The 22637-nt window shown below is 64.1% G+C and carries 16 protein-coding genes and 2 pseudogenes; 12 read left to right on the top strand and 6 right to left on the bottom strand.

Annotated elements, in window-relative coordinates; all coding sequences use genetic code 11:
- Nucleotides 1-166: 166 nt before the first annotated feature.
- Entirely contained in the window at nt 167-394 is a 228-nt protein-coding gene (locus F4X11_26240) for a type II toxin-antitoxin system prevent-host-death family antitoxin (GenBank protein ID MYN68476.1), read from the top strand.
- Nucleotides 395-781, top strand: coding sequence for a type II toxin-antitoxin system VapC family toxin (locus F4X11_26245; GenBank protein MYN68477.1), 387 nt, complete (start codon nt 395-397; stop codon nt 779-781).
- 818 nt (nt 782-1599) lie between these two features.
- Here the strand turns inward: F4X11_26245 and F4X11_26250 are convergent.
- Nucleotides 1600-1980: a hypothetical protein gene (locus F4X11_26250; GenBank protein MYN68478.1), complete on the bottom strand. Its 381-nt coding sequence runs from the start codon at nt 1978-1980 to the stop codon at nt 1600-1602.
- A gap of 56 nt (nt 1981-2036) precedes the next feature.
- Between F4X11_26250 and F4X11_26255 the strand changes: the two genes are divergently transcribed.
- The 3 genes from F4X11_26255 (at nt 2037) to F4X11_26265 (ending at nt 4688) form a co-directional block, all read left to right on the top strand.
- Complete coding sequence (locus F4X11_26255) at nt 2037-2363, top strand: hypothetical protein (protein MYN68479.1); 327 nt, start codon at nt 2037-2039, stop codon at nt 2361-2363.
- 1182 nt (nt 2364-3545) lie between these two features.
- Nucleotides 3546-4304 (top strand): two pore domain potassium channel family protein, encoded by a 759-nt coding sequence (locus F4X11_26260; GenBank protein MYN68480.1) that lies wholly within the window; start codon nt 3546-3548, stop codon nt 4302-4304.
- 24 nt (nt 4305-4328) lie between these two features.
- Nucleotides 4329-4688 carry a GIY-YIG nuclease family protein gene (locus F4X11_26265; GenBank protein MYN68481.1) on the top strand — a complete coding sequence of 120 codons (360 nt, stop codon included), beginning with the start codon at nt 4329-4331 and terminating at the stop codon, nt 4686-4688.
- Between the two features lie 224 nt (nt 4689-4912).
- On the opposite strand, the gene F4X11_26270 is transcribed toward F4X11_26265, so the two are convergent.
- From F4X11_26270 to F4X11_26280, 3 genes are all read right to left on the bottom strand, one after another.
- Nucleotides 4913-5809 carry a hypothetical protein gene (locus F4X11_26270; GenBank protein MYN68482.1) on the bottom strand — a complete coding sequence of 299 codons (897 nt, stop codon included), beginning with the start codon at nt 5807-5809 and terminating at the stop codon, nt 4913-4915.
- 380 nt (nt 5810-6189) lie between these two features.
- The gene (locus tag F4X11_26275; GenBank protein MYN68483.1) at nt 6190-6621 is read right to left on the bottom strand and encodes a hypothetical protein; all 432 of its coding nucleotides are present in this window, start codon (nt 6619-6621) and stop codon (nt 6190-6192) included.
- A gap of 251 nt (nt 6622-6872) precedes the next feature.
- A complete protein-coding gene (locus tag F4X11_26280; protein ID MYN68484.1) occupies nt 6873-7772 on the bottom strand; it encodes a hypothetical protein in 900 nt (299 codons plus the stop codon).
- Between the two features lie 512 nt (nt 7773-8284).
- Here F4X11_26280 and F4X11_26285 point away from each other — a divergent pair.
- From F4X11_26285 to F4X11_26315, 7 genes and pseudogenes are all read left to right on the top strand, one after another.
- Nucleotides 8285-8983, top strand: a pseudogene (locus F4X11_26285) (transposase family protein).
- A 168-nt stretch (nt 8984-9151) separates the two neighbouring features.
- Nucleotides 9152-10420, top strand: a complete 1269-nt coding sequence (locus F4X11_26290; protein ID MYN68485.1) for a tyrosine-type recombinase/integrase — start codon at nt 9152-9154, stop codon at nt 10418-10420.
- 41 nt (nt 10421-10461) lie between these two features.
- Complete coding sequence (locus F4X11_26295; protein ID MYN68486.1) at nt 10462-11403, top strand: tyrosine-type recombinase/integrase; 942 nt, start codon at nt 10462-10464, stop codon at nt 11401-11403.
- Nucleotides 11400-12413 (top strand): tyrosine-type recombinase/integrase, encoded by a 1014-nt coding sequence (locus tag F4X11_26300; protein ID MYN68487.1) that lies wholly within the window; start codon nt 11400-11402, stop codon nt 12411-12413. The genes F4X11_26295 and F4X11_26300 overlap by 4 nt, the downstream gene beginning before the upstream one ends.
- An 87-nt stretch (nt 12414-12500) precedes the next feature.
- Nucleotides 12501-13399: pseudogene (locus F4X11_26305) on the top strand (IS21 family transposase).
- Entirely contained in the window at nt 13396-14157 is a 762-nt protein-coding gene (locus F4X11_26310; protein ID MYN68488.1) for an ATP-binding protein, read from the top strand. Before F4X11_26305 ends, F4X11_26310 begins: the two are co-directional and overlap by 4 nt.
- Before the next feature lie 792 nt (nt 14158-14949).
- A complete protein-coding gene (locus tag F4X11_26315; GenBank protein ID MYN68489.1) occupies nt 14950-15396 on the top strand; it encodes a hypothetical protein in 447 nt (148 codons plus the stop codon).
- 129 nt (nt 15397-15525) lie between these two features.
- Here F4X11_26315 and F4X11_26320 read toward each other — a convergent pair whose 3' ends face one another.
- Both F4X11_26320 and F4X11_26325 read right to left on the bottom strand, forming a co-directional pair.
- Nucleotides 15526-17316 carry a chromosome segregation protein SMC gene (locus F4X11_26320; GenBank protein MYN68490.1) on the bottom strand — a complete coding sequence of 597 codons (1791 nt, stop codon included), beginning with the start codon at nt 17314-17316 and terminating at the stop codon, nt 15526-15528.
- Between the two features lie 175 nt (nt 17317-17491).
- Complete coding sequence (locus F4X11_26325) at nt 17492-22636, bottom strand: N-6 DNA methylase (protein ID MYN68491.1); 5145 nt, start codon at nt 22634-22636, stop codon at nt 17492-17494.
- Nucleotide 22637 lies beyond the last annotated feature (1 nt).

Genomic DNA, 22637 nt, shown 5'->3' on the forward strand with positions numbered 1-22637 from the left:
GGGGCGCTTCTGCGCCGCCTGCCGGGCGGTGCCGGCGGTTTTGTTTAACTCAGACTACTATGCGGTTCTGTAATTATGCGGCCCGGGCCTCCGACGGCCGCGCGTTCTCTTGACGATTCCGAGTTGACCAAGTAACCTGACCAAGCTGCCGAAGACCGGTTGGGACATGCTCCAGGTCAACGTACACGAAGCCAAGACACATCTCTCAAGGCTCATCCGGCAGGCTCTGGACGGTGAGGAAGTCGTGATCGCGAGGGGGAACCGGCCGCTGATCCGCCTGCAGGTTCTGCCCGAGGCGCGGAAGGCGCGAGAGCTCGGCAGCGAGCGCGGCCTCATCGTGCGCATGGAAGACGACTTCGATGCTCCGCTCGAGGACTTCGCGGAGTACGTCTGAGTGCGTCTCCTTCTCGACACCCATGCCCTGCTCTGGGCCGTCGGTGCTCCCGACCGGTTGACCGAGCGCGTGCGCGCAGCGCTGCTTGCGGATCACAACGAAATTTCGCTCAGCATCGCGAGTCTGTGGGAGGTCGCCATCAAGGTGAGTCTTCAACGCCTCGAGCTCTCACCGGACTGGCGGGCGTCGATCGACAACGGCCGCGCGCGGATGGGAGCGCGTTGGCTGGCCGTCGAGTCGAATCACTGCGTCCAGGTGGCGCAACTCCCCTGGCATCATCGGGATCCGTTCGATCGCATGCTCATCGCGCAGGCGATGTGCGAGGGCATGACCCTGATCAGCAGGGATCGCGCCGTCGCTGACTACTCCGCGCCCGTATTGTGGTAACGGCGAGTAGCGGGAGACGTCACGGGCGCGCGAGTCCGGACGCACCTGCAGACCTGGAACGACAGCCGGGAGGTCGACCTGATGGTCGGGAAGGGGCAGGGGATTCTGGCCATCGAAGTGAAGCAACGCGACGCCGGCCGAGCGGCGCCGCGACGCGTTCGTTCGCCCGGCCGCGCTATTCGCCCTCCGGCAGCGTCAGCACGACTCCCGCTGTAAACGACTTAATGTTCATGAACTTACGCGGATACCAGAAGAGTCTATCCCACGATGTACCCCACAACGTCGGGAAAGGCTCTGACGGCCTCCGGGAGGCGCTGCCCCTGCCCCGCTGCCCAGACTGCCCATGTGGCCCATGATACGCCGAGTCCCTCGGTCGCGATGCCTCGGGGTCGAACCCCCAGCGGGTCAGCGGTACTGCCACGACCCGTCTTCCGTCCGCCGGCACGCGGCAAGCGCGGGCCGTCCGCTCGCCAGCGACAGCGGGCTGCCGGCAACCTTCGCACGGAAGCACGCCGCGGCGACCGCCACCGAGGGCGCGCGGGGCACAGGCTGGTTGAGGAGGCCCGGTTCGAATGGGCTGACGGTCGATCCCCGCGCGTGCGGGGCTGACGCACATCGAAGCACGGGCGACGTGTGTCCGCAGAGGTCGATCCCCGCGCGCGGGGCTGAAGGGCCCCGGTGAACGTCGGAGACGCCTTCGGCCCCGGTCGATCCCCGCGGCGGGGCTGAAGGTAGCAACACAGGCGAAATCGTCGAACGCCTCGGTTCATCCCTGCCGCGGCGGGACACCCCTTCGGGCCTGATCTTCAGCCGCGCGTTCAGGTGCGGCCGTTTCGCCCGCCTGTCTCCGGCGGCACGATCCGCGGCTGCATCGGGTAGTTCGGGTGCTCCCGGTCGCTGGTGATCGTTGCGCTCGGCAGCCGCCGTCGCGTTTCTTCGACGAGACGCTCCGGATTCGCGTGTCTCTGCAGGTGCTTCGACGATGAGGGCGTCTTCCGGCGCGCCTCCAGCAGGTCGGCGGCAGATTCGCGTAGCGCCCAAGCGAGCGCGAACCCGAGCATGACGATCTCAAGCGCTGACGGGACGACCTCATAGAGCACGAACGTCGCGTGCGGCTGTGCCAGCTCCCACGCGGACGGCGCCATCCATTCGAGCGGCTCCTCGAGCGACATCTGCACAGCCCAGAGCGCAAGCGTCACCGTGGCTACCGAACCCTTTGTGGTGAACGCGCGCCAGCGCCGGCCGGTAGTAGGGCATGGCCGTCATCTGGCCGAGCTGTCATCGGTCACCCAATAATGCCCAGTATGACCAGCTGGTCATACACCGCGTTTCTCGAGGCTCGTTGACATACAAGCGAGCGATCCTCGCCACGGCCCGCAAGCTCCTGCGCGTGATCCACGCCGTGCTTCGCCACGACCGCCCCTACACCGACCCGGGCATCGACTACGAACGGCTCGTCGTCGCCCGCAACGCGCCGCGCTCCGATCCGGATGCTCACGCACCACGGATTCCTCGAAAAAGCGCAAGCTGCGCGCAACTGACAGCCGACGTCCCCGATCCGCGGCGCCGTGCAGGGTCATAGAACGGGGCTACCCGCACGAGCCATCCGATTGGGATCTGCCGCCGGACTCCAACGGGCCGCCTGACACCTCAGCGATCGCCCGTCACGTCCTCCGTATACCTGCGCGAGAAGAACGTTCACACACAGACAATTGTCGTTGATCACGGGATTCGCACCCGCTGAGGAATGACGCCTTTCACGGCGCACTCGATCACTGTCCTTAGAAGCTTGATCGCTATAACTTTGCCAAGTTCCGCGACGCGCGCGCCCATGCCTGCGGCGTCATCGCGCGAGAAGGCGGCAACGTAATTCCCTTCAGTGTCCTTAGTTCCGAGTAACTTAGGGTCTCAGCGGCTACATCGATCTCCTCACTGTTACGACCAGTCGCCGCCGCCATTGCCAGAAACGCCCCGACGCGGTTACCGTGCATTGACCGTTGTTCAGGCAGCAGACAATTGTCCCATCCACGATCACGTGAACGAACACCATCAGCGAGCGCAGCTCGCTCACCTGCAAGCTCCAACCTGATTATCACAAGAGCGACAGCGATGACGAGTGCAACGATGGCGAGTACAACGTTCCTAGTCATGAGGGACCTCCTTCACATCACCGGCTCACTCTCGGGCGGGACACTGCCGATGTGCATCGTCGCACAGACGACGGGGCGCAGGCGGATTCCGAGAACCGACCCTTCCCTAATATGGTCGGATCGTATCCCTCGATCTCCCAGCTGCTCGATAGCCTCCAACCGTCGGCCCAAATGCCGCTCCCCGGAGTCCAGCCACCGTCCGGCGTGGCTGCTGATCCTCGATGCCCGTCACGGCCAACGACGCGGCCGACAGCAAGCTCAGGTGCGCATCGAACGGTCCGCGACCATCTCCCAGCGCTCCACCTGCCCGCGGAGCTTCACGGCCTCGACTGCCTGCTCTGACAGCGTCGACCTAGCGTCCTGCGCGGCTGACGACATGGCGATCAGCATGAACACAATCACAGTGCCTTCATGCTCCCAGTATACCGGCCCGGCCGAGCCCGACCTACACTCGTCCCCTTCCGGCCTGCCCCGTGTATACTACAGTCACGTTGCAAGAATCACTGAGCCTGGAGCCAGGCGGATCTCGGCAGCCCCTCCTACAGAGGATTGTGGACGCTCCCCTTTGGAAGCACCTGATCGTGTTCTTGGTCGTCGTCATTCTCTTCGGATGGATGTACTCCTGCCTGACGGTACACGGCCACGGCGTTGACAAGCCTGGACTTGGATTCCTCGATGGAATCTACTTCAGTATCGTGACCGTAACGTCCTTGGGCTACGGCGACATATCCCCAGTTGGCCTCTCACGATTGATTGTCGGTCTGGAAGTGCTGTTCGGCCTCGCAATCATGGGGATCATGATTGCAAAAGTTACGTCGCGGCGGCTCTCCTACTACGTCCAGCGTTTGTTTGCTGCCGATGCACAGCGTTACCTGAACAGTTCTACGGACAGATTGGATACGATCCGCGAATCGCTAAATACCGCTGAGGCAATGGATGACATCTGGAACACGGTCGTGCGGCTCCATACCGAGACGCGAGTGCTGCACGACTACATTGATCTTGAAAGCAAACAGCACGCTCTTTTTACGATCATTTCCGAGCACTCCGTGCGGCGTGTCGGAACAAGCCTAGAAGGAATCCTGTCTCAACTCACGCGGCTCCTCAGCCTGCCTACAGAGTTAAGATCACAGGCCAACCGCCAAACTGGGTTGCTAGCTCTCACGACAGTGCTAGACCGAATCGCATTACTAGTGCTAACGCAGTGCTCTGGTCAAGACTCGCTCGCATGCTTTCGCGTTGTCCGAGAAAACTGCAAGAAGATCCGGGACAGTTTAGCATTGCCGCCTAGCGCAGTAGTGGGCGACCCTCCCAGCCAGAGAGTCCCCAGAGACCCCCAGCCAGAAGGTGGTGGAGTCGGTTCGAGGAGGTAAGGGAGAGTCGCGGGAGGACGAGACATGGCGAGCTTAGTGCAATGGATAAAATGCCAGGGCGAAGTGTGGTGTCAGTTGAACTCAGTGGACCTTAACCACTCCCATTTCAACAATCGGGGCGGGGTTTACGTGATCTGGCACGGAGGAGAGACACCGGAAACAGTCTATGTGGGCCAGACGAACAGCCTCCGCGACCGACTCGCCACGCATAGGATGGACGACTCGATACAGCGGTACCAGCACCTCGGCCTATTCGTGACCTGGGCTAGTGTCCATCCGGTGGACCGTGACGGGATCGAGCGTTACCTATTCGACACGATGCGTCCTAAAGTTAGCGATAGACGGCCGAGCGCCTTGCCAATACCGGTGCAGCTACCACGATAAGTCCGCTAGCTCGCCCGATAGTGGATGATCAGCTTACGCCTACCGGAGTAATCCAGGTCCGGTCATCTACATTTGTGTCGTTGCCAGTTTCCTGTGAGTATATGTCGATGAACGTTTCAACATGCCCCGTTGGAGTACAACTTACCCAGCTATCACCCAAAGCTGTCGTCTCCACAATCTCGGACTCCCAGCCCTCTAGCAGTTCGCGAGGTATCGGCTTCAGCTCAAGCAGCATCGTACTCGCCCAAGTAGTTCACCAATGCTTCTGACATCAGGTATCGGTCTACATTAGTGTAAGTGATATCTAGTACAGCCCCCGAGTTTACCAGGACGCCTACCTTGTTCGCTAAGTCGTCGTAGACTTCGTAGTGGTAGACGAGTATCCGCTTGTAGCCGCCGCCGCTGTATATGGCGTTCTGGGGCATAGTGATGAACTCTCGCTGTAGCGGGCTCTCCTCTATGTCTTTGCGCATCGCAGCAAAAAGATCAGGCATCAGAGCCTCTAAGCGTTTTAGTGCAGCGCTATCAGGAACCCCAGTGTTGATAGGGAGTTGTGGACGTGGACGTGTCGAGATAGCCTTCGTGATCTGGGGCAGCTCCTTCTTGAGAAGCTCAGCGACCTCGTTCTTTGGCCAGTCAGGGACAATCCCTCGGAATGCGTCCACGGTCAGAGTCTGATCCTCGGCGACTCCGATGGCTCGCCAATACCAGAATGGCGTCCACCTATAGCTGACCTTTACTCTAAAAGGCTTCAGCGGGGACTTGTCTTTCCCCACAAGACTAGGGGCCATTCCAAACAAGGTAGTAATGTATTCCTCCGGACCTAGAAGTGCGAACGGACCTTTGTAGCGCCAAGTCAGTAGGACTGAATGGTCCTCGAAGTCAACCTCATCAACGTCTATGAGTTCGACTTCCAAGTTCTTCGCCGCCCCTCTTCCGAGATTGGCTATAGCCAGCTCGAATACATTGGGCTTGCCGGGGCGCGGGCGAAGATAGCACTCAATCTGCGGTCTGGTGTTCAGATCCAGCATGCGGATTGCTGACCACAGGGTAAGTGTTAGCGCCAGAAGGGTAAGAGCCAACACCGCCAACGTTGCCTGTTCGCCGTAGGCCTCAATCATCGATTTCCTCCAGCCGCAACAGAGCTACTTGGGCCTCACACTGCGACGGCGTGTTCCGCCCAGATTCTTCACGGAACCAGAGACACCAGCCTCGCGCATCGCCTGCGCCGCTTTGCCCATGTCCTTGTTCGGAACCTGCAGCACACGCTGTGATGCGCCGCTATCGTCCAACCGCTGGGCAGCGTTACGTAGGCGTTGCGGCTCTCCGCTGCGTTCCACCTCCGTAGCCCTGGCGCCGCCGGACGTGAGAGCGTCCAGGCGCCGATTGCCCGACAGCGGCACCTCAGTGTCTCCGTGGGTCCCGGCCGCGCGGTTCTTCGTCCTCCGATGTGAAGTCGATTCTGCCATTACTACCTCCTCGGTTGATTCTACTATGCCAGCTAGCCTCCTACCTTTGGATCGATCCAGTCCACAGGTAGAACGTGCTTCGCGCTCGCAGCCTCGAACTCTACCTCCCACGCAATGTTCATAACCCAGATCGTGGGTGGACCCTGAGGCGTTACCCCAATGATTGGCTTTTGAAGCGTCTCCACCAAGGTTCTCTTGCAGCCGTTGCTGACTGCCGACACCTGCTCTTGGAACTCCTCAACTAGCTCGCTGACCTTTTGCTTAACGATCACTTCTGGGTCTAGCGCTCTTTCTAGCGCTTCCGCCTCGATCACAACGCCGGTCGCGACAACACGATGTCCACGTCGGCTGGGCCATATGCGGTTCTCGATCGGCGGGCACTGCAGCGGAATCGCATCCAGATGGATGTCGACGATCTCCTGCAATCTCGTTCGCTCAACTAGGCTCGACAGGTCTGTCCCCATTTCCACCTCCGCGGGCAGGATACCACGTCGCTGCCTAGACACCGGCCGATGTAACCTGTACGATCCCGGCCACGCGCTCATCTTAGCGGCTTCATGAGCTCCGGGGACAGAGCTCTTATTGCTGGGGATGACGGGTCTGCTGCTTGACCTCGCCCGCCTTGGCTAGCTGGCTGCACCCGTCGATCCATCGCTTGCCTGACCTTGGTCGCATCCGCTGACATCGCTACCTCCTTGTCCCGATCAACCAGCGGCTAGACGGCTATATTGCGCCGAAACTCCTCGCCTACAAACACCTTCATCAATCGAGCTAGCTTTAACAGTACAGCGTACACGTCCACTTCATTGACGTATAGCCTACCGTCTTCGCCTTGTGATGCCTTTGCTTTCTGCTGACTATTGGGGATTTTCAACCCCTGATCTTCGCCATATCTAAGCAACTGCCACAGGCCGTGAGGTAGACTGAACAGCAAGCTTTTGAAACTCTCGTCGCCTACATTCTTGGCATCCAATCGCAAGCGCCTAGACGGTTCCAACGTGCCGCGGAGAGACACTAGGCTATGCTCTCTTGACGGAGGCACAAACTCCGAATCGTCATCAGTACGCCCATCGTCATCACTAGGGTAGTAGTAGCTCCCTCCCAACTCCCTGAGGAACAGCTCGCAAGCCTGGTAGGCATTGTACGACGCTGAAAGTAATGGTGTGCCGGCAAGTCTTTCCGCTGCTTCCAGATAGTCCTCTGCAAGATAGCAGCGCGCGTATTCAGGTGAACCTAACTTCATGTAGTTGCAGTTATCACAGACTAGTGACGAGCTATACACGACGTCGCCTTCGGTGTCGTCCCGGATTTCCAGCCTACCATTGCACCCTCTTCGCTTGCAGTGATCGTCTCTAGCTACTATTTCTTCAAGTCGAGCGCGGCGTCTTTTCTGCCTTTCTATAGATCTCCTGAACTCCGCCTCTATACCCGAGAAGTGCGCGATAGCAGCGTCAAATTTGGGGAGACTGGCGGCTATCTGTGAGTAGTCTGGGAGACTGGCGGCTATCTGTGAGTAGTCTGGGAGACTGGCAAGCACATCGCTCACGTTGTCCCTGGCAAAGCGTTCTATATCCCGGGCCTGGGCTAGGAGTCGGTCAAAATCATCTCTTGTCACACACTACCTCCGAACAGCACTGCAATCCGATTCCACAGATGATCCGGCGGATCATAGCACACGGGCAGGCCACGACAGGAACCGCGGCGATCATCGGATGGACGGCTTGACTCTGTGCCGCAGATCCGGCTACCGTCCGCGGCATGAACCTCAACGACAGTCAACGCCGTGCGCTAAACTAATCGGGCTCGCCAGCATAATAACTTCTGACGCTTTCGATGAGCTCTTCCGGCGAGAGGAGTTCGAATGGGCCGGAGACAGGGGTGTTGTCCCACCTGTCGAGAACCTCGTCGACCGTCGAGCCCGTCTCGCGAGCCTCCTTGATAGCCTGTCCGATAAAGGCCTTATATATAGAATCGTGGGTATTTCGGTGAAGTGGAACAGCGATTCCGGGGATCTGGACCTCGGTCGACACCCAAAACCGGCCATTAGTGGACGGCTGAAAACCGGCCATTTCCGATAGCGGCCCGAGACGTTGACGCGGGTCGGGAACTCGACGTTCCTGCCCCGGCATGAGCAACGTCTTGAGCAAAGAGAAACGACAACAGATCCTCGCGCTGGGACGCCTCGGCTGGTCGCTGCGGCGGATCGAAGAGGCCACCGGGGTCCGGCGCGAGACCGCCAGCGGTTACCTGAAAGCGGCCGGCCTGACCGTGCGCGGCCGTGGCCGCCCACCCGCTCGTCCGGCAAATCCGGCCATTTCCTCGGAGGTGTCCACCGACTCTGCGCCGGCCACGACGGCTGGCAAGTGCACGGACGACACCGCGACCGTCGCCGCGCAGCGGCCCAGTCGAGCGCCGCAGGCGAGCGCGTGCGAGCCCTACCGCGAGCTGATCGTCGACGCGCTCGGCCGCGGGCGCAACGCCACGGCCATCTGGCAGGACCTGGTCGACGACCACGGTTTCCCGGCGGGCTATGCGAGCGTGCGGCGCTTCGTCTCGACCGTCCGGCAGCAGCCCGCCGTCGAGGCTCGGGCGGTGATCACCAGGGCCCGGGGGGAGGAAGCACAGGTTGACTACGGCGACGGACCGATGGTCCGTGACCCTGACACCGGCAAGTACCGCCGGACACGGCTCTTCGTCCTGACCCTGGGCTATTCGCGCAAGGCCGTCCGGCTGCTGGTCCACCGCTCCAGCGCGCAGGTCTGGGCCGAGCTGCACGAGCGGGCGTTTCGCCGCCTGGGCGGCACCACCCGTGTCGTCGTGCTCGACTATGTTCCCGGGAACATAGTCGAGCTTATGTGCCCGCGCACGATATGTGGCGCTGCGGGTGGAGCGGCTCGGTGAAGCAAGGCTGTGGCGGCTTCCGATGGCCACATAACGGTGAGCACGTCAGCACGGGGATGATCGCCGAGCGCCGAGAGCGCAAGGAGGTTGTCCATGCTGGAACGATGCTACGCCCGCCCGAAAACCGTCGACCGCATTCGGTCATCCTGGCTCGGTGCCGCCATCGAGCAGTACGCCACGTGGTTCCTGGAGCGTGGCTATTCCCCGAAGCATCTCGGTCGCGCGGTGCCGATCCTGCTCCGCTTCGGGACGTTCGCCTACGACCGGGGCGCGAGATGCTACGCGGAGCTTCCGCCCGTGGTGCGGCCGTTTGTGGAGTACTGGATTACCCGCCCGGACCACCGTCGCGCCCCGGGACCCGTAAGGCCGCGGTTGGCGCAGGAGATCCGCCGGCCGATCGAGCAGATGCTCCGGCTGATCGTCCCGGGCTTCGTCGGCACGCAGCGCCCCGTACTGGCGACGCCGTTCATCGACCAAGCACCGGGCTTCTTCGCCTACCTGCGTGATGAGCGCGGCCTGCGCGCCGCCACGCTCACGGAGTACACCCACCACCTGCGGCAGCTTGCTGCGTATCTGCGCGACCATCGGCTCGACGACCTGCGGGCGCTGTCGCCAGTGGTCATCAGTGGATTCCTGACCGATCGCAGCCGGCATCTCTCACGCTCGGGAATCGCGTGTCGGTGTGTCGTGCTGCGCGTGTTCTTGCGGTACCTCCATCGCGAAGGGCTCGTCGCGCGGGACCTGAGTCGTACCGTCGAGACCCCACGGGTCTACCGTCTGGCTAAGGTGCCGCGGTCGATTCAGTGGGACGAGGTTCGACGCATGTTGGAGGCGGTGGATCGCCGCACCGTCGTGGGCCGGCGCGACTACGCGATGCTGCTCCTGCTCGTCACCTACGGCTTGCGGGCGCGGGAGGTCGCTGCGCTCACGCTCGACGACATCGACTGGTCCTATGCTCGCCTTCGCATCCCGGAGCGGAAGGCCGGCCACTCGACGGCCTACCCCCTGTCCCCGCTCGTGGGTGGAGCCATCATCGACTACCTGAAGTCCGGCCGACCGACGACGCAGTCGCGCCGCGTGTTCTTCCGAATCATCGCTCCGTGCAAGCCCATCGAGTCCCACGCGGTTTCCTGCCGCGTCACCTACTACCTGCGGGAAGCGGGCATCGTCGTTCCCCGGCCCGGTTCGCACACGCTGCGCCATACCTGCGTACAGCGCCTCGTCGACGCGGGGTGGCCCCTGAAGTCGATCGGCGACTACGTCGGGCATCGCAGTTCCGCGTCGACCGAGGTCTACAGCAAGGTGGCCATCGAGACCCTCCGTGAGGTCGCCTGCGGCGATGGCGAGGAGGAGGTCGTATAAGCCGCCTCTGGACCGGATTTCGGAGCGCCTGCACCGACGGGATACAGGCCTTCCTGGCGTACAAGCGCGCTCTCGGGCGGCAGTACCGGGCCGAGGAGAAGGCCTTGCGGCTCTTCGATCGCTTCCTTGCGGAGCATCGCATCACCACGGCCGCCGAGGTCACGCCCGTGATGATCGACGAGTTCCTCTCCTCCCGACCACGCCCGGCGCCGCGAAGCTACAACCACCTGCACGGGACCCTGGCCCGATTCTTCGACTGGATGATTCGCCATGAGCGTCTCCAGTGCTCCCCCGTGCGCTCGAAGCCGCGCCGCGGGACCCGCGTTCGCCTGCCGTTCCTCCTCGATCCCGCGGCCGCGCGGCGGCTCTTCAACGTGGCGGGTCAGTTACCGGACACCCGTTTCACAGCCTGCCGCGGGTCGAGCTTCCGCACCATCTTCACGCTGCTCTACGGCTTGGGCCTGCGGGTGGGGGAAGTCGAACGGTTGCGCATCGGCGACATCGACGCCACCCGGCGCGTGCTCCACATTCGGGACACGAAGTTCGCCAAGAGCCGTCTGGTGCCGTTCGGCCCGCGGATCGACGCGGTGCTCACCGCGCATCTCGCGCGGCGCGCGCAGCAGCAGCTTCTCTCAGCCGAGATGCCCGTGTTCGCGAAGCGTAGCGGGCGACCGATCAGCGCCGTCGCCATCAGTCTGATGTTCCATCAGCTCGTGCCGCAACTGGAGCTGGTCGTTCCCGACGGCGCCGTCGGCCCGCGGGCCCACGACCTGCGCCATGCGTTTGCGACCCGCACGCTGACGCGATGGTACCGGAACGGAATCGACCCCCGCTCGCGGCTGTTGTCGCTCGCCACTTTCCTTGGACACGTGAATCCTGCCTCCACGGCCGTCTATCTCACGATGACGCCGGAGCTCTTGAGTCATGCGAGCGAGCGGTTTCGCACGTGGGCCGAGCCCGTCCTCGAGGAGGTGCCGCGATGACACCCTCGCTCGGTGCGCTGCTGCACGCGCTCCTGGTCGATGAGCTGCCGCTCCAGAGGGGCTTCCGCCCCGCTTCGATAAAGGCGTACCGGGACGGACTACGCCTCTTTCTCACGTTCGTTGCCGCAGACCGGGCTTGCCGGCTGACGCAGCTCACCCCCGAGGACCTGACCGTCGAACGGGTCCAGCGTTTCCTGTTGCATCTCGAGGAGAAGCGGCACAATCACCGGCGTACCCGCAACCATCGACTCACGATCCTGCAGACCTTCTTCGAGTTTCTCGCGCAGCGGTGCCCCGAGCTGCTCGCGGTCGCACAGCGCGTCGCCGCGATTGCCGTCAAGCGTACGGCCCCAGCCGAGACTCGTTTCCTCGAGCGGGAGGAGATCGCTCAGCTCTTCCGCCGACTGCCCTCCGCCGGGCCCTACGCCCTCCGTGACCGGACCCTGTTGTTACTGCTCTACAACACCGGCGCCCGCGTGCAGGAAGTCGCCGACCTGCGCATCGCGGACCTCGACTTGCAGGGCCAGCCGAGTGTCCGACTGCACGGCAAGGGTGACAAATGGCGGACCTGTCCACTCTGGCCCCAGACGGCTCAGCTGCTGGAAGACCTGCTCCAGACCAGACGCCCCGCGCCATCGGCTACGATGCCCGTCTTCGTCTCCCGCAGCGCCCGTGCCCTCACACGCTTCGGGATCTACAAGATCGTGCGTCGCCACACCCGCCATCTGGACAGCCTGGGCCCGCCGACCAGACAGCACATCAGCCCGCATGTCTTTCGACACACAGCGGCCGTCCACCTCCTGGAAGCCGGAGTCGACGTCAACGTGATCCGCAGCTGGCTCGGCCACGTTCACCTCGACACGACCAACCGGTACGCCGAGATCACGATTCGCACGAAGCTGGCAGCCGTACAACTCTGTGAGCCCGTCGCAACCGCTGCGGATTCACCCCGCCGAAGATCTATTTGGCGCAACGACGAGGCGCTGCTGTCCTGGCTCGCTTCGCTGTGAACCGTTATGTGGCCGCCCGCTCGAGGTCCGCCTCGCAGAGCTTCGCCCGGTACACCCACGGCCACATATCGTGCGCGGGCACATAAGCTCGACAACCTCAAGGAGGGCGTCCTCGCCCCGGACATCTACGACCCGACGCTGAATCCGCTCTACCGCGACGTGGTCGCCCACTACGGCGTCGTCGCCCTGCCGTGTCGCGTCCGCGATCCCGATCGGAAGGCAAGGTCGAAGCCAGTGTCGGACACACGAAAAGGACGCCGCTGCGCGGCCTCCGCTTCGAGCACCTCGACGACGGCCAGGCATACCTGGACCGCTGGGACCGGCGCTGGGCCGACACCCGCATCCACGGAACGACCAAGCGCCAGGTCGCCGCCATGTTCGAGGAAGAACGCCCCGCGCTCGGTCCGTTGCCCATCGAGCCGTTCCGCTACTACCAGTACGGCCGCCGCAGTGTGCATCTGGACGGTTGCGTCGAGGTCGCCTCGGCCTACTACTCGGCGCCGCCCGGATGGATCGGACGCCGCGTCGACGTTCAGTGGGACGACATCCACGTCCGCCTCCTCGACCCGAGCACCGGCCAGCTGCTGCGCGAGCACCTGCGCACAAAGCGCGGCTGGCATCGCATCGCCGACGACGACCGGCCCACTCGCACCCCGCCGAAGACCCTCGCCCTGCTCGCCGCCGCCAAGCGGGCCGGCCCCGCCATCTCCACCGTCTGCGACCACATCCACCGGCATGAGGGCGCCGCCGGCGTCCGACGCATCCTCGGCGTCCTCTCCCTCGTCAAGAAGCACGGGGCCGCCGTCGTCGAACACGCCGCTACCGGCGCACTCGAACTCGGCGTGCCCACCTACCGCTTCCTGAAACGCTTCCTCGACCGCCATCGCGTCGCGCCGCCGCTGTCGTTGCGCCAGGTCGACCCGCTCATCCGCGAACTGACCGTCTACCGCGATCTGATCGACCGCAGAACAGGAGACCCTTCATGAATCTCGTCGAACTCGACCAGGCGCTGCGAAAGCTGCGCCTCTCCGGCATGGCCAACGTCCTCGAAACCCGCCTGCTCCAGGCCCAGACCGAGCAGATGGCCCCTATCGACCTGCTCGCCGCGCTCGTCTCCGACGAGCTCCAGCGCCGCGAGGACCGCCTGCTCGAACGCCGGCACAAGCAGGCCCGATTCCGGGACCCCGACCGCGCGCTCGACGGCTTCGACTTCGACTTCAACAAGAAGATCAACGGCGCGCTCGTCTTCGAGCTCGCCACCGCACGCTTCATCGCAAAGCGCGAGGACGTTTTGCTCATCGGCCAGCCCGGTACCGGCAAGAGCCACCTCGCCCAGGCCATCGGCCGCGCCGGCATCCAGCAGGGCTATCGCGTCCTCTACCGCGAAACCCACACCTTCCTCGAAGAACTCGCCGAGGCGACGCTCGCCGAGACCCGCAAGGACTACCTCGCCGAACTCGCCCGCGCGCACCTGCTCATCATCGACGACCTCGGCATGCGCAAGCTGCCACACACCGCCGCCGAGGACCTGCTCGAGCTGATCATGCGCCGTTACGAGCGGGCCTCGACGATGCTCACCTCCAACCGGCCGGTCGACGAGTGGGGCAAGCTGCTCGGCGACACCGCCGCGGTCACCGCGCTGCTCGACCGGCTCCTGCATCACGCACACGTGCTCAAGTGCGGGCCGCGCAGTTGGCGCACCCGGGTGCGGACCACCTTGATAAAGTCGACGGGAGGCGCGTAACCGGTGCGGAGTCGGTGGCTCATCCGGCGCTTTCGCACCGGGTCGCAGTCCAGACCCCGTGGGCACGTTTCCTCCACCCCCGATCCGGTAGCCGGCGTTCGGCGGGCGTCCGAAGGCGTCCGCAGCCTTCCGCCAGTTGCCCCGGTGTTGCACAGCGGCGCGGAGGATTCGCGCGCGGCCGAGCGTCAACGCCCATCCGGACGTGGTCCGCGCGCGCGAGAGCACGGCCTCCAGGCTCGCGCGGCGCAACTACCGACTCCGACCGTCCCCACCGCCGCCGCGTGCGCCAGACGAGCCTTCCGCGGCACTCGAGTGGTCGCTCGACGCAACGCCCTTTCCCGCTCGTCGTCGTCGACCACACCGTCCGGCCCAGCCCGGCCGTTGCGTCTCGCGAGCGTACCCCGGCCGGGTATGACCAACACCGACGTCCGGCTCGGAACCCACCCGGCAGACCGGACCAGACAAGGCCCTCGCTGCCGCTCGGAACATTTGCCTCGCGCACGCTGTCGCGGACCAACGCGAACGCATACACCGATGCCGATGACAACCGAGCGGCGGGTCTGTCGCCACGCTTGCGCCTCGATCACTCGGCCGACGGGTTCGCGACCGCAGAGTTGCTCGAGCAGGTCTGCGATCTGGATCTGTCGGTACTGGAGGCTGTCGAGCTGCCCAGGGGCTTCGGGTGTGACGGCTACCGCGCCGGCAAACACCTTGCCAACAGAGGACGCCGTGAAGTAGATCTCAACTCCAGTCTCGGGCCGCCGGAAATGGCCGGCTTTGAGGCGCCCACAAATGGCCGGTTTTGACCCGTCCATTGAGGGGGTTGCGGGACGGCGGACATCGGTCATCAAGACCCCGGCAGCGGAGAGCGGCCAAGTCGTGGTTGAGCGGTTCGGCGACGAGATCACGCTCAAGCGGTTCGTGCGCCTCGACGTTCGGCGCGTGGAGCTGCGGCCGGAGAGCTACAACCCGGAACACGAGGTGATGACGCTCGACCTGCCGAAGCACATCCTGAACATCGACGGCGTCGGCGGCGGGGCGATGACCGGAGCATTCCAGGACATGGTCAGTCGCGGGAACCTCCTCGCTGAAGCAGAGATAGAGACGACGGGAGTACATCGTCGGGTGGGGCGACGACCCCAGGCCAGGCAACCGCACGCGAACCGCCACACGTTTCCGATCGAAGCGGCATCCGACTTGGCGGAACCCAAGCGGAGCCAGCGCCGGTCTGCCGCATGAGCCCCAAGACCAGCGACGACGCAGGTCGATGGCCACGAAAGGCTGATGCACGCCGCACGCCGATCTGCCCCAGCGCGACCGCGCGGAAACGACGAAACAGACCGGCCCACCGGTAGCCGCACCCCGATCTCACAAGTCCCGGCGGAGAAGCCTGTCCTCCGCGGCACCGCCGAGCGTCTCCACCAACCACGGATCCATCCGCAGTGCGCTCGGCGGACTCGTGGTGGTCGTCACGATGTACTGAAACGATGGACCATCACCGCCGTCCTCCAGATCGCGCACGAAGTGAAACAGCCGGTGGTAGACGCCAAGGCCGAGGTCGGCCTCTCGCGGACTGTCATGGATCAGGAACGCAGGCAGGTGTGTGAGCCCCTCGATGCTCATCTGCATGACCGCCAAGTCGAACGCGATCACCTTCAGAGAGTCGATGGCGGCCGTCGACCGCTCGCCGCCCAGTACAACGGACGATCTGAGGCCGTGGCCGTCAAAGGCGACCCTTCCCGAAGCATTCATCCCGACCACGGTCCGGATGATACCGTCGAAGGTTCTCGACAACTCATCGAAAACACCAGCCTGTGCATCACGAAAGGCACCCACCCGGTCACGTCTAGCCTGAATCTCACCTTCCATAACATCAGCGCGAGACTGTATCGATTCGTGCTCAGCCAGCAATCGATCCAGGCGATCGACATCTTCAATGCAACGACGAGCGCGAAACCAGGCTTCGGACCGAGTATCTCTCATGAGCTCCACTGACCGCAGCCGCTGGTGGAGCTTGTCGGCACGTTCACGAACCGGGTTCAACTCCAGAACAATGCGCTGCTCCTGCTCGCGGTGCTGGTCCAGCCGCTGCCGTTCGCGCTCGGCGTCCTGCTGGAGCTGGTCCAGCCGCCGGTTCATGTCCGCCAGATCCGGCAGTCGGTGCGACAGCTTGCAGCCTTCCGCCAATGCCAGATCGACAGGCACTTCACACACCGGGCATACCGGGTGCGCCGCGCCGCGGGCGCGGGCAGACGCACCGGGGATTTCTCCTCTGATGCGAGCAATCAGCGCCTCGATTTCCGGGATTCGCGCCTGTACGCCGGACAACCGGTTCTGCAACTCTTCGACCCGCTGCCTTGCAGCGTAGCTTTCCGAGCGCAACGCGCCGAGATCGGTTACGGCTGCATCAGAACCATCCTCTGCCTCTCCCAGCCGATCAAGACGTGTTGTCGCGGCTTCTCGCAACACCTCCACCGCCATGGGACCGGCAACCAGGCTTTCCGGATTGAGCTCCAGCTCCTCGCTCAGGCTCGACTGCAGACGGCGCGCCTCCGAGACTCGGCGACCCGCCTCTTTCTTGGCCTCATTGTGCTCCGCTTCCAATCTCGCGATTTCCCCGCGAAGCGCGTATTCAGCCGGGTCGATGGCTCCAATCAATGCTCTCAAAGCGTCCCGGATCTGCGGAACCGAAAGGCTGCGCGCCGCCGAACCGGAGTGCGAGTCCGGAGATCGCCAGTCCAACAGCTTGTCGAACCGACACTCCTGGTCCCGAGACAGCCAAGCGAGCGCGAGACGCCAGATGTCGCGGGGCTGATCTTCGGGAACGACGGCTGCAAGCTTCTCGAACCGAAAGGTCGCAGCGATCGCGTCAAGGAACGGTTCCACGCCCTCCGCTTCCGGGCTGTCGTTCACCGCCTCATCCAAGTCCCCGTCCCGGACGGCCAAATGACCCCGTCCCATGCCAATCGAGCGGACCACGGCCCACGGAACGCCATCGACCACCACTTCGGCACCGACGCTTCCGTTTGGAAACGCATGAGCAATAGCTCCCCGCTGCTCATCGGCCGCAAATCCGTCCTCACCGAGACAATATCGAAGCAGACGGCAGAACAGCGTCTTTCCGCTGCCGTGCCCTATGACGCTGGCGTGACCATCCACCGCGTCACGCCGCTCCGCTGGGTCCGGCGCCCAAAGGATGTTGAGGCCCCGCCGCAATCGAACTTCGCGCAGTTGGACTCCAGGCTCGCTCCAGACTACAAGCCGCCGAACCCAGAGACGGGGCCGCGACCCACGCGTTCCAGATCGCCCGGGCCTTCCACCGGGGACGAGAAGCTCAAGCTGCTGCATCGATCCAGACCCGGGCGGCCTGCGGAAGAGTCCGGACGATCTCGTCCTCGCCACGGCGGTGCAAGACATCGAGCACCATACGCACTCGCCCGTCCGGCCATCCGCCGGTTTCGATGGCATCGATTGCAGGACCGGGCGCCCATGTCTTCTCCTCCAGATCCTCCAGGAGATCGCCCGGGACGCGAAGCTGCCGCACCGCTGCCCCCCAGGCGTACCCGGGACGCCGCAACTGCGAAACCCCGGTGGGCAACGGCTCTGCCTCGGATCCAATCAGACGGCACCACTCCTCGGCATTCGCCGGCGACAACGATGGGGTGAGCAATCTCGGTTCCATCGCCAGGAGCGCGGCCAAGCGAACCCGGCGTATCGGCGCCGGAGCACCGATCGCCTTGAGAACCGCAGCAAGCGCAGGGACTTCCTGTGCGACTTGATCGCCGGTGACCGGGCTCGCCCAAGCACCATCGGGCAAGACCGCAGGCTCGGGGACGGTGGTAGCGACCGCGACCGCACGCGGCAGATGGCAGCACCGGGGGTCGGCGGGCGCCGGGTCCAGCTTGCTGCGGTACGAGGTACCGGTCGCGACGGCTTCCTGGAGGGCGTCGTAGATCTCGAGGATGACATCCCTGGTGCGGTACTGACCGAACCGCTCCTCGTCCTTGCGCCGGACGATCGGAAACGTATCCATGACGTACCCGACAGCCGCGCGCGGGGAGGAGAAGTGGGCGCGTAGTTCATCGAGTTCCGCCGATGTCTCATCGTGAGGACAACCATCCGCGCTCCGTGCCGGCCTCCAGTCGCCACGATCGTCCGAAGGCAGGTACAGGTGAAAGAAAGCGGCGTCGAGCTCGCACCGAAGCAGGAAGCGCCGCTCCTCGTCCCAACGGAACGGCGGGCCGTTCCAGTCGCACTCGCGAGCGAAGGTCTCGAGGTGATCGGTCGTGTACGTCAGCTCCAAGATGCGAGGCACCAGCCAGTCTCGGATCGTTCCTTTCGGACTCTGGGTAGCCAGCCACGGCGCCGGCAAGCTGAGCGTCGTCGGGGACAAGACGGGAAGCTGCTTGGCAACGAAGAAAGCCAGACTCTTGCCGCCCAATTTCAGTCGCGCCGCGAAGTCGCACGCGAAGCTGCACAGGATCGACGGAAAGACGTGAACGTGCTCCCCAGATACCCTCCATACTGGGAGCTTGTGCCCCACCGCCGAAGCCGGAAAGGCGCTACAGATCACGGTTCGGCTATCGGTGCTGGCCGTGACATCGCGGCATCCGATCAACCAACGCGGCGACGTCCGCACCAACAGTTCCTCGGCATAGGCGACCGCCGCGTCCGCCTCGCGAAGCGACCCTGCGGGCAAGAAGAGATGCCGATTGTCTGACGCGAACTTCAGCAGAACCGAGACACGATCGTGCTCCGCGGCGTACCAGACGGCACCGCTATCCCTGATCTCCTTCCGGGTCCACCAGGGAGTGCGCGACAGTTCGTCGATGTCGAGCTCGTCGGCGGACAACTCGTCCAACGGCAGAGCCGGAACGTAGGATCGATCGAGCGGCTGGATGCACGCTGAAGCGTCCGCCAGCGAGGAAACCATGCCCGCCATGGCAACCGCACGGGCGAACGGATGGTGCGCTACGAAGGCCATCCACGCCGGGAAGATCTCCCGCGATGCTTGATTGGCCAACTCACCGAACCGCCCGTGAAGCCAGTGCGCGAACAGCAGATGGGCGACGCAGAACAGGATCGCCGCGCGGTCGCGTTTGCGAAGCGCATCCAGAAGGCCCCGCGGCAGATCGGCGATCCGCAGGTAGACCTCACGCGCTTGTACCCAATGACGGGGAAGAACCGTAGAATCAGGACTCCGTTTTTCCAGGACGGTCACGTCGCGCCGGTCCCCGTCCTCCCATGTTTGCCACCGGTGATCGAACTGGTGCACCATCTTGCCTTCGTAGAGCGGTAGGTGCTCCTCGCCGTTCCGACAGAACACGTTGCCCGACAGTCGCCAGCCCTCGGCCTCAAGCTCCGTTCGTGAGCGGAAAAGACCGGAATCGTTGGCCATATGAAACATCGTGCTGAACCGGAGGTTCCACGGATTACCGATCGGATCCGGTCCATTCTCGGATTCACGAACGAGCACGTGTACACGACGGTAAATCGCCTTGCCGAGTACGGCGTCCATGCGGGTGCGAAAGATGGGGCAATTGCGGGTGTTGGGATTCAGGAGCCCGATGTCCCCCGCGGAGAGCGTGAACCGGCGGTCGTTGATCTCGACATCCTCTACGGCGCGGGCAAAGAAGACGAAATCGGCGGTGGCCGACGCATGCTGCACCCCGCTGCCGGTGGTGAACAGACAGAACTTCTTGTCAGCACGGACATCGGGAAAGAACCGCTTCCCATGGTTCTCGAAATCGAGGAGGCTGATCAGCGACTCGGTGGCGACGACCTCCTGGAAGAAGAACTTGGTCGTATCGTCCGTGGCAATTCCGGTCGGGACCACGCATCCGACGCGACCGCGATCGTTCACCAGACCCCGCATCATCTCGGCGAACACGGTATAGAGATCTATGTCTCCTCGCCCGCATAGCGGATAGCGGCCACTGTTCCCAATCAGATGCCGCCGGGCCGCCGAGTTCCGGAGGGCGTTCAGGAATTGGCCGTACAGCACAGGATCATCCGTTTCCAGTGATCCGATCATCTGCTTGCGCTTGGCGGCGGTGGACGCCTGCGCGATCTCCGGCCGACGTTGGGCAAACCACGCCTTCTCCTCGATCTTGACCCGTTCCCACGGCGGATTGCCGAGCACGCAGTCGAATCCCCCGTTCTCGAAGACCTCCGGGAACGCGAGATGCCAATGGAGGAACCGATACCGGTTAGCCAACTCCGCGACTCTCCGGCTTTGCGCGGGCGCCATGGCATCGGGCTCCGAACGCAGGGCCTTCACCGTGTCGGTCGTGATGCACGACGGACTATCGCCGGCCCGCTTGGGCCACACGAAGGCCGCGCACCAGACATCGGCCACAAGCTGTTCATGCCGGTACTGCGGGGAGACGACAAGGGACCGAAACCGCGTCGCCTTCCGCCGCACATCGCCGAGGGTGCCGTCCGGTGACTCGTCGACGCCCCGGCTCAGCGAAGCAAGGCTGCCGTACTCCGGGCGCGTCTCGGCGACCATCAGACGCCCCATGTCCTGCTGGCCGCTGTCACGCTCCACGCGGTTCCGCTTCCTGAGCTCGGAACAGACTGTCTGGTCGTCCCCCTCAATCCGCTTGAACGCCTCGTCCGGCAAACCCGCCTCGACGAGATCCGGCGTGGCGCCAAGCAGGCTGTCGCCGACTCGGATGTGATGGTCGAGAAACGACAGCGGCTTGCCGGGCTCCAGCGCCTCCAGCCAGAGGCTCACGCGGCACAGTTCGGCCGCCATCGGGTTGACGTCGACGCCGTAGAGGCAGCGGCCAATCACGTCGCGCAGCGCATGCTGATAGAGCCGCGGCGGCGGTTCGGCGTCCCCCACCGCGTGCGCACGGACACGCGCCAGGTGACGGGCGAGACGGTGCGCGGCGCCAACCAGGAAGTGGCCGGAGCCGACCGCCGGATCGCAGACCTTGAGCTCGAGGATCGCGCGCTCCGCCGCGCTGCCGACCTTGTCGCGGATCGCTGCCTCGACCACTGGATCAAGAGCGGAGTCGAGGAGGCACTGCACGAGTTCGTCCGGCGTGTAGTAGGAACCCGACGTCTTGCGGACGTTGCCGGCGAACTCCTCGAAGGTGAAGCGCGCGCCATCGCCGTTCAGCCGCGGCGTGAGCCCGAGCAGGCTCTCGTAGACGCCGCCCAACTCCTCCGCGCCGAGATTGCGGTAATCCACCGGCCGCAGGACCTTGTCCTGACGAATGAAGGCGAGTCGCCGCAGCGACTCCAGGAAGTCGTAGTTGGTCAGCTCCGCGCCGTTCAGCGCGGCAGTCGCATCCGAATCCCAGAGGAAACTGCCGAGCGCCGGCAGCGCCAGCGCCCGGCGAGCGGTCTCGAAACCGGGATCACCCGAAAGCGCACGTGCCAGAAGCTGAAACTGGCGCCACAGGTCGCCGTGGCGAGAGCCCTTGATCCGGCCGGCCAACTCCCGTAGCCGACCGGTACTGTAGTGCGCGACGAAGCGCTCGCGAGCAATCCGTGCGGGATCGGAATCGTCCCGCGGGTGCAGCAGGGGCTGTCCATCGAGGATGCGGTCCTCCGCGACGAAGAGAAAGATCAGCCGGTACACGACACGCAGGAGCTGGCCGTGGAAGTCATCCAGCGCCAGCGTCCCGCTCCGGAGCGCTTCGCGCAGCCGGACGTTCTTCGGGTGAGCGGTGAAACCCGCGCCCAGGACCTGCAGGACGCGCTCGACGCTGCCGCGCAGTTCCCCCAACGCCCGCGCGCCCTGCCGTTCCGCCTCGCGGGTCCACTGCTCCAGCCAGCATGTCTCGGGCCGTTCGCCTTCCCGCGGTGCGAAGCGCGTTGCGTGAACCACGAGCCACAGGAGCACGAAGTCGGCGTAGACCTCGCCCGAGAACATCGCTTCGAGATCGAACTCGAGCCAGGACTGCCGGGATAGCGCCTGGTTGTCCCGGAGGATGCGCAGGCGCAGGCCGTTCGAGACGATGGCCCACAAGCGCGCGTCGTCGCGGTTGAGCAGATCCTGCACGAGCCCATGCGGGTTGCCCGACGCCGCGCCATGCTGGCCGGCGGCGCGGCTGTCGAGCGAGAGGCCGCATCCGATGAGGTGTATGGGCACCGGCCCGAAGCTACGGCGGATGGGGTAGGAGCGGCCGTCGATCTCTGGGCCGGTGGTCGCCGGCAGGAGACCGAACCCGAGCTCGCGAAGCAGCGGCAGGCTCCACTTCTCGTTGGTGAGGCGCGTTCCGGCAACACCCTCGGGCAAGTCCGCCGCAACGGCGCGGAACTCTCTCCAGTGCTTGCGCAGACGGTTCCACGACTGCGTGACGGCTTCGTTCACACGCTCCCCGGCCGCGAGTGCGTAGTCTTCAAGGCGTGTACCCGGCAGCGTCGAGTGGGGATCCGTCAGGCGGCGCAGCAGATCCGTCGGGAGCAGTCCGCCCTCCGAACGGATTGTCTGGAACCCTCCCGGCCGTCGGCGGGAAGCCATC

The organism is Acidobacteriota bacterium (assembly GCA_009861545.1).
GTDB lineage: Bacteria > Acidobacteriota > Vicinamibacteria > Vicinamibacterales > UBA8438 > WTFV01.